Genomic DNA, 7,525 nt, shown 5'->3' with positions numbered 1-7,525 from the left:
TCCCTCGGGGCCCTTTTTGTTGCCCGCGTCCGGGCGGACAGGACTGGGACGGACGGAGATCCGAGGCGATAGGCACCTTCGGGCGAGGCGGAGACCGCCCCGCGTGACGAGGGTGCCGGGAGAGAGGACGGGGCAGGGCGGCGATCACGGGATCGCGGTGGCTCCGGAGAGCGCGAGGAGACGAGCATGGGCGGCGAGGTCATGACCCGGGCCGAGATGGTCATCCGGGCCTTCCAGGATCAGGGTGTCGACACGCTGTTCGGGTATCCGGGCGGCGCCGTACTTCCGATCTACGACGCGCTCTTCCACCAGAACGCCGTCAAGCACATCCTCGTCCGCCACGAGCAGGGCGCCGTCCACGCCGCCGAGGGCTATGCCCGCTCCTCCGGCAAGGTCGGCTGCGTGCTGGTCACCTCGGGCCCCGGTGCGACCAACATCGTCACCGGGCTGACCGACGCGATGCTGGATTCGATCCCGCTGGTCTGCATCACCGGGCAGGTCCCGACGCACCTGATCGGCACCGATGCCTTCCAGGAATGCGACACGGTCGGCATCACGCGCCACTGCACGAAGCACAATTACCTGGTCAAATCGATCGACGACCTGCCGCGCATCCTGCACGAGGCGTTCTACGTGGCGGCCAACGGCCGTCCCGGCCCGGTCGTGGTCGACCTGCCCAAGGACATCCAGTTCGCCTCCGGCCTCTACGAGCGCCCGGAGATCGCGAGCCACAAGACCTACCGCCCGGCCGTGAAGGGCGACGCCGACCGGATCCGCGCGGCCGTCGAGCTGATGGCGACCGCGCGCCGGCCGGTCTTCTACACCGGCGGCGGCGTGATCAATTCCGGCCCGGAGGCGTCGCGCCTGCTGCGCGAGCTCGTCCGCGAGACCGGCTTCCCGATCACCTCGACCCTGATGGGGCTCGGCGCCTATCCGGGCACGGACGAGAAGTTCCTGGGCATGCTCGGCATGCACGGGACCTACGAGGCCAACCTTGCGATGCACGAGTGCGACGTGATGATCTGCGTCGGCGCCCGGTTCGACGACCGGATCACCGGCCGGCTCGACGCGTTCTCGCCCTTCTCCAAGAAGATCCACATCGACGTCGACGCCTCCTCGATCAACAAGGTCGTCAAGGTCGATGTCGGGATCGTCGGCGACTGCGCCTCGGTGCTCGCCGACATGCTGGAGGCGTGGCGCGCCCTGCCCTCGCGGCCCGACAAGTCCAACCTCGATCCGTGGTTCCAGAAGATCAGTGCCTGGAAGGCGCGGGACTGCCTCGCCTACTGGCCGTCGGGCACGATCATCAAGCCGCAATACGCCGTGCAGCGCCTCTACGAGGCCTGCAAGGACCGCGAGACCTACATCACCACCGAGGTCGGCCAGCACCAGATGTGGGCGGCCCAGTACTTCAAGTACGACGAGCCGAACCGCTGGATGACCTCAGGCGGCCTCGGCACGATGGGCTACGGCCTGCCGGCGGCGATCGGCACGCAGCTCGCGCATCCGAATGGGCTGGTGATCGACATCGCCGGCGAGGCCTCGATCCTGATGAACATGCAGGAGATGTCGACGGCGGTTCAGTACCGCCTGCCGATCAAGGTGTTCATCCTGAACAACGAGTACATGGGCATGGTCCGGCAGTGGCAGGAACTGCTGCACGGCTCGCGCTACTCGCAGAGCTATTCGGAGAGCCTGCCGGACTTCGTGAAGCTCGCGGAGGCCTACGGCGCCAAGGGCATGCGCTGCGAGAAGCCGGGCGACCTCGACGGCGCCATCGCGGAGATGCTCGCCTATGACGGCCCGGTGATCTTCGACTGCATCGTCGACAAGACCGAGAACTGCTTCCCGATGATCCCGTCGGGCAAGGCGCACAACGAGATGCTCCTGTCCGACTACCTCGGTGAGACCGGCGTCGAACTCGGCGACGTGATCTCCGAGGAAGGCAAGATGCTGGTGTGATGGGTTTGGCGGCGGCCCTCCGGGGTCGCCGCTGGTGAGCACGGACGGGACGACGAGGACGAGGCCGGCGATGAATGCGATGAACACCCACTACCCCGATGCCGTCCGCGTCGAGCCGGTGAACCGGCACACGCTGGCGGTGATCGTCGACAACGAGCCCGGCGTGCTCGCGCGCATTTCGGGCCTGTTCTCCGGCCGCGGCTACAACATCGAGAGCCTGACCGTCTCCGAGACCGAGGAGGCGCGCCACATCTCCCGCATCACCATCGTCACGACGGGCACCAACGCCGTGATCGAGCAGATCAAGGCGCAGCTCGACCGGCTGGTGCCGGTCCACCGGGTGGTGGACCTGACGCTCCAGGGCAACGCCCTCGAGCGCGAGATCTGCCTCGTGAAGGTGAAGGGCGAGGGCGAGCACCGCAGCGAGGCCCTGCGGCTGGCCGCCGCGTTCGGCGCCAAGACGCTGGACGCCACGCTCAACTCCTTCGTGTTCGAATTGACCGGCGCCACCGAGGAGATCGACCGGTTCGTGCGCCTGATGAGCGTGATCGGGCTGGTGGAGATCTGCCGGACCGGCATCTCCGCGATGGGGCGCGGGGCTGAGCCGCTGTAGGCTCCGGCGGCTGACCTCTGCTAGGATGCCCCGTCCCCGCAGGAGGCGGAGTGATGGAAGCCAAGGTCATCCGCTGGGGTAACGACCTCGCCGTCCGTCTGAGCAGCGCGGAGGCCGAAGAACTCGGCATCCGCGAAGGCGAGACGGTCGAGATCGTCTCGAAGCGCCCGGTCCCGCCGGAGCCGCAGCAATGGGCTGGGCGCCGGTACGTCAACGGGCTGCCGGTCTATACGCTCGAGGACATGGTCGCCGAGATGCGCCGTCTGGGCCCGGATTTCGAGCCGCCGACCGTGGACTGGGGTCCGGATGTCGGCTCTGAGATCATCGATGACGACGACTCCCGCTGAGCCATCGCTTCAGGCCGGCGATTTGATCCTCGTCGAATTCGGTCCTGTCCGCGGGACGGAACAAGATGGTCGTCGACCGGCGTTGGTTGTGTCGGAAGTGCTGATGAACACAGCGACGCGCCGCGTCATCGTCTGCCCGATTACGAGCAACATCGAACCATGGCCGACGAAGGTCATGCTTCCGGTCGGAATGACTGTCGAAGGCGCGGTGTTGACGGATCAGATCCGGTCCATCGATCAGCGGGCGCGTATTCTGAGGCGCCTCGGCGTCGCGCCGGGCGCTGTTCTCGCCGAAGTCCGGCATCAGATCGCGAAACTGCTCGGGCTTTGAAGCAGGACGGCGTATAGCAGTGTCATGACTGCCCGCACCCTCTACTACGCCCCCGGCGCCTGCTCGCTCGCCGCCCACATCGTCCTGGAGGAATCCGGGCTGCCCTACGAGGGCATCAAGCTCGACCTCGCCGCCGGCGACCAGCGCCGGCCGGAATACCTCGCGATCAACGATCGCGGCCGCGTGCCGGCGCTGACCGAGGACGGCTGGGTGCTCACCGAATGTGCGGCCATCATGCGCCACGTGGCCCGTCAGGTGCCGGAGACGGCTCTGTGGCCCGCCGACCTGCGGGAGCAGGCCGCCGCGGACGAGTGGCTCGGCTGGCTCGCCTGCAACCACCACGTGACCTACGCGCATGTCCGCCGTCCGGAACGCTACACCGAGGATGAGAGCGCGTTCGACGGCATCAAGAGCAAGGCGGCCAACACCTACGCGGATCTCGCCACCATGACCGAGGTGCGCCTCTCGCACGGCGGCTGGGCGGTGGGCGACCGCTTCAGCGTCGTCGACGCCTACCTGATGGTCTTCTGGTTCTGGGCGAACGGCCCGGTGCTCCGGTTCGACATGGCCGGTCGCTTCCCGGCCTGGACCGCCCACGCCCGCCGCGTCGCCGAGCGCCCGGCCGTGCAGGCCGTCTTTGCCCGCGAGGGGTTGCCGCTCCCGCGCTAATCCCATTCGGTCGCGGCACCCCCCTTGCCGCGGCCATCGAATCGGCCTAGAGCGCGTACCGTACGGTACGGTACGCTATTCGAGATGATGCAGGCCAGCGCCACAGCAGAGCGGGAAGCGCCGTCGGCACGCCAGCAGGCGGTGCTGGACGTCGTGCTCGGCCTTATGGTCGAGGACGGCGAGCAGCTCACCATGGACGCCGTCGCGCGCCGGGCGAGCTGCTCGAAGGAGACGCTCTACAAGTGGTTCGGCGACCGGGACGGGTTGCTGACCGCGACGGTGCGCTGGCAGGCCTCCCGGGTCCATGCCGGGCACGACGCCGCGCAGATCCTCGACGGGGCGACCCTGCGGGAGCGCTTGCAGGATTTCGCCGTGACGTGGCTGGAGGTCATCACCGGCCCCACCTCGGTCGCGTTGAACCGCATCGCCATCGCGCATGCCGGCTCGCGCAAGAGCAATCTCGGCGGCATCGTGCTGGCCAACGGCCGCTTCGCCATCGGCGAGCGGGTGAAGCCCGTGCTGGAGGCCGGGCGCGCCGCCGGGCTACTCGCCTTCGCCGACAGCGAGGCCACCTTCCGCACCTTCTTCGGCCTCGTCGGCCGGGATATCCAGATTCGACTTCTGCTCGGCGAGACCCTCGATTTCGACGGGGCCGAGATCCGGCGCGATGCGGGCCGCGCCGTCGAGCAGTTCCTGGCCCTCTACGGCCAGGCCAAACCCGACCCGAACCGCCACGTTTAAGAGGAGACAGACATGCGGGTGTATTACGATCGCGACGCCGACCTGAACCTGATCAAGGGCAAGAAGGTCGCCATCGTCGGCTACGGCAGCCAGGGCCACGCCCACGCGCTCAACCTGCGCGATTCCGGCGTGAAGGACATCGTCATCGCCCTGCGCGAGGGCTCCGCCACCGCCAAGAAGGCCGAGCACGAGGGCTTCAAGGTCCTGTCGGTCGCCGAGGCCGCCAAGTGGGCCGACGTGGTGATGATGCTCACCCCCGACGAACTGCAGGGCGACATCTACCGCGAGTCCCTCGAGGGCAACATGAAGCAGGGCGCCGCGCTCCTGTTCGCCCACGGCCTCAACGTCCACTTCAACCTGATCGAGCCGCGCAAGGACCTCGACGTCCTGATGGTCGCCCCGAAGGGCCCGGGCCACACCGTGCGCTCCGAGTACCTCCGCGGCGGCGGCGTGCCGACCCTGATCGCCATCGCGCAGGACGCGAGCGGAAACGCCCACGACCTCGGCCTGTCGTACGCCTCGGCGAACGGCGGCGGCCGCGCCGGCATCATCGAGACGACGTTCAAGGAGGAGTGCGAGACCGACCTGTTCGGCGAGCAGGCCGTGCTCTGCGGCGGCCTCGTCGAGCTGATCAAGGCCGGCTTCGAGACCCTGGTCGAGGCGGGCTACGCCCCCGAGATGGCCTATTTCGAGTGCCTCCACGAGGTGAAGCTGATCGTCGACCTCATCTACGAGGGCGGCATCGCCAACATGAACTACTCGATCTCCAACACGGCCGAGTATGGCGAGTACGTCACCGGCCCGCGCATCGTCACGCCCGAGACCAAGGCCGAGATGAAGCGCGTGCTGAACGACATCCAGTCGGGCACCTTCACCCGCAACTGGATGCTGGAGAACAAGGTCAACCAGACCTCGTTCAAGGCGACCCGCGCCAAGCTCGCCGCCCACCCGATCGAGGAGGTCGGCGCCAAGCTCCGCGGCATGATGCCGTGGATCTCCGAGAAGGCGCTGGTCGACAAGACCCGCAACTGATCTGTTCGCATCACGCGGCCGGGCTTCGCCCGGTCGTCACGCCGGGGGCCGGTCGCGCGAAGGCGTGGCCGGCCCTTCGCGTTCCGGGTTGCCCGACCTGGGGAGTCCCGGCCATAAGCCCGCCAGCGGTCCCGCGTGTACGAGGACCGGCTAGCGGAGAGGACACGCATGGCATCGCTCTATTCCGACGCGCACCGGGCGCTGCAGGAGGAGTTCGGCACCACCAAGCTCGCGGTGCGCCTCGACGAGGACTGGGTCCACGAGAGCATCCAGCCGGACGAGGCCGCCTTCATCGGCTCCCGCGACATGTTCTTCCTCTCGACCGTCGACCCGGACGGCATGCCGACCGTCTCCTACAAGGGCGGCCCCACGGGCTTCGTGAAGGTGCTCGACGCCAACACGCTGGTGTTCCCGGGCTTCGACGGCAACGGCATGTTCTACTCGATGGGCAACATCGCGGGGCAGGCCAAGGTCGGCTTGCTGTTCATCGATTTCGAGACGCCCCACCGCATCCGCGTGCAGGGCCACGCCACGCTGCTGCGCGACGACGCCCTGATGGCCGAGTACACCGAGGCCAAATACTTGGTGAAGGTCGCGGTGACGAAGATCTGGATCAACTGCCCGCGCTACATCCACAAGTACCAGAAGCTCGAGCAGAACAAGTACGTGCCGCGGCCCGGCCGCGAGACGCCGCTCGCCGCCTGGAAGCGTCTGGACCTCGCGGGCGACGTGATCAGCGACGAAGACAAGGCGCGGGTCGCCCGCGAGGGCAAGCTGGAGGTCTCGGAGTACGAGGCGCTGGTCGCCCGCGGCGAGGCCTGACGACCCTTTGCCGGCCGCCTCGCGAAATGGGGCGGCCGGCGGGCGCTCGATATGCCGGGAATTCAATCTTCGGCGCACAAGTTGATACCAAGTAGATATCCGCGGCGCTTCATATTGATGTAGCAATATAATTGCGACTGATCGCGGCCGAGTTCAAAATTTCTTGACGATGTGCGGGGGTGGCCGCTAGATTTCCTGCAAATCTGGTCGGTCACATCCTTGCGCGGATCGTAGAGAACATGCTTTCGCTGCCCCTGCGTGTCGCCGTTATCTGTAGCGTCCTGATCGCTGCGGTTTTCGCGGGAGGGATGACTTTTCTTGCCCGTCGAATCAACGCTTCCTTCGAGGAGCAGGCGGCCAAGATGCAGTCGGAGACTCTGTCGAACGAGGCGCGCGAGGTCCGGTTTCGCCTCGCGGTCGCGGCCAAGACCGCCGAGAGCATCGCAGCCTCCGCCTCGGCCCTGCGCGCCCGCGGCATTCAGGACCGTGAGGTCTACGATGCGATGCTGCGCGAGCTTCTGCGCGCCAACCCCAGCCTGATCGCGACCTGGACGGGCTGGGAGCCGGATGCCCTGGACGGGCGCGACCGCACGTTCGCCGGCACGGCCTCCTCGGACGCGAGCGGCCGCTTCATGCCCTACTGGAATCGCGGCAGCGGCACGATCAAGCGGGAGGTTCTCACCGGCTACGAGGCCGAGCCGGACGGCGCCTATTACCTTCAGCCGAAGAAGCTGAACCGCTTGGTGGCCATCGAACCCTACATCTACCCGGTGGCCGGGAAGGACGTCGTCATGATGTCCTTCGGCGCGCCGATCAGCGTGGACGGCACGTATCGCGGCACCGCCGGTGTCGACATCGACCTCGGATCCCTGAATGCCGCCTTCGGCGCGGTGAAGCCGTTCGGGACCGGCTACCTGGCCGTGGTCTCGGCGAGCGGAACGACCGTCGCGCATCCGACCGGCGCGGCGGCCGGGAAGCCGATGCACGGCTTCGACGCGTCGGCAGCCG

Annotated in this window: 9 protein-coding genes; all 9 read left to right on the top strand. The window is 67.5% G+C overall.

Features of this window, described 5'->3' with window-relative positions; all coding sequences use genetic code 11:
- The first annotated feature begins 186 nt into the window (after positions 1-186).
- A complete protein-coding gene (locus I53_RS04490) occupies positions 187-1,962 on the top strand; it encodes an acetolactate synthase 3 large subunit (RefSeq protein ID WP_043347132.1) in 1,776 nt (591 codons plus the stop codon).
- A gap of 70 nt (positions 1,963-2,032) precedes the next feature.
- Positions 2,033-2,575, top strand: a complete 543-nt coding sequence (gene ilvN / locus I53_RS04485; RefSeq protein ID WP_043347129.1) for an acetolactate synthase small subunit — start codon at positions 2,033-2,035, stop codon at positions 2,573-2,575.
- Positions 2,576-2,628: 53 nt separating this feature from the next.
- Positions 2,629-2,922: a MazF family transcriptional regulator gene (locus I53_RS04480; protein ID WP_043347128.1), complete on the top strand. Its 294-nt coding sequence runs from the start codon at positions 2,629-2,631 to the stop codon at positions 2,920-2,922.
- Entirely contained in the window at positions 2,903-3,253 is a 351-nt protein-coding gene (locus I53_RS04475) for a type II toxin-antitoxin system PemK/MazF family toxin (protein WP_043347126.1), read from the top strand. Before I53_RS04480 ends, I53_RS04475 begins: the two co-directional genes overlap by 20 nt.
- A 24-nt stretch (positions 3,254-3,277) precedes the next feature.
- The gene (locus I53_RS04470; RefSeq protein ID WP_043347125.1) at positions 3,278-3,922 is read left to right on the top strand and encodes a glutathione S-transferase family protein; all 645 of its coding nucleotides are present in this window, start codon (positions 3,278-3,280) and stop codon (positions 3,920-3,922) included.
- Between the two features lie 84 nt (positions 3,923-4,006).
- A complete protein-coding gene (locus I53_RS04465) occupies positions 4,007-4,663 on the top strand; it encodes a TetR/AcrR family transcriptional regulator C-terminal domain-containing protein (RefSeq protein WP_043347122.1) in 657 nt (218 codons plus the stop codon).
- A gap of 12 nt (positions 4,664-4,675) precedes the next feature.
- Complete coding sequence (gene ilvC / locus I53_RS04460; protein WP_012322218.1) at positions 4,676-5,695, top strand: ketol-acid reductoisomerase; 1,020 nt, start codon at positions 4,676-4,678, stop codon at positions 5,693-5,695.
- 168 nt (positions 5,696-5,863) lie between these two features.
- The gene (locus I53_RS04455) at positions 5,864-6,517 is read left to right on the top strand and encodes a pyridoxamine 5'-phosphate oxidase family protein (protein WP_043347120.1); all 654 of its coding nucleotides are present in this window, start codon (positions 5,864-5,866) and stop codon (positions 6,515-6,517) included.
- Positions 6,518-6,879: 362 nt separating this feature from the next.
- Positions 6,880-7,525, top strand: a 646-nt coding sequence (locus I53_RS04450; RefSeq protein ID WP_251982216.1) for a cache domain-containing protein, incomplete at its 3' end; no start/stop codon positions are given.

The organism is Methylobacterium sp. B1 (assembly GCF_000333255.1).
Lineage (GTDB): Bacteria > Pseudomonadota > Alphaproteobacteria > Rhizobiales > Beijerinckiaceae > Methylobacterium > Methylobacterium fujisawaense.
The sequence above is the reverse complement of the archived record's forward strand: the minus strand, read 5'-3'. Positions and strand labels throughout refer to the sequence as shown.

What these genes read in the sequence shown, in the direction of transcription:
- I53_RS04490 (WP_043347132.1), top strand. Translation starts at nt 187, where the DNA reads ATGGGCGGCGAGGTCATGACCCGGGCCGAGATGGTCATCCGGGCCTTC.
- ilvN (WP_043347129.1), top strand. Translation starts at nt 2,033, where the DNA reads ATGAATGCGATGAACACCCACTACCCCGATGCCGTCCGCGTCGAGCCG.
- I53_RS04480 (WP_043347128.1), top strand. Translation starts at nt 2,629, where the DNA reads ATGGAAGCCAAGGTCATCCGCTGGGGTAACGACCTCGCCGTCCGTCTG.
- I53_RS04475 (WP_043347126.1), top strand. Translation starts at nt 2,903, where the DNA reads ATGACGACGACTCCCGCTGAGCCATCGCTTCAGGCCGGCGATTTGATC.
- I53_RS04470 (WP_043347125.1), top strand. Translation starts at nt 3,278, where the DNA reads ATGACTGCCCGCACCCTCTACTACGCCCCCGGCGCCTGCTCGCTCGCC.
- I53_RS04465 (WP_043347122.1), top strand. Translation starts at nt 4,007, where the DNA reads ATGATGCAGGCCAGCGCCACAGCAGAGCGGGAAGCGCCGTCGGCACGC.
- ilvC (WP_012322218.1), top strand. Translation starts at nt 4,676, where the DNA reads ATGCGGGTGTATTACGATCGCGACGCCGACCTGAACCTGATCAAGGGC.
- I53_RS04455 (WP_043347120.1), top strand. Translation starts at nt 5,864, where the DNA reads ATGGCATCGCTCTATTCCGACGCGCACCGGGCGCTGCAGGAGGAGTTC.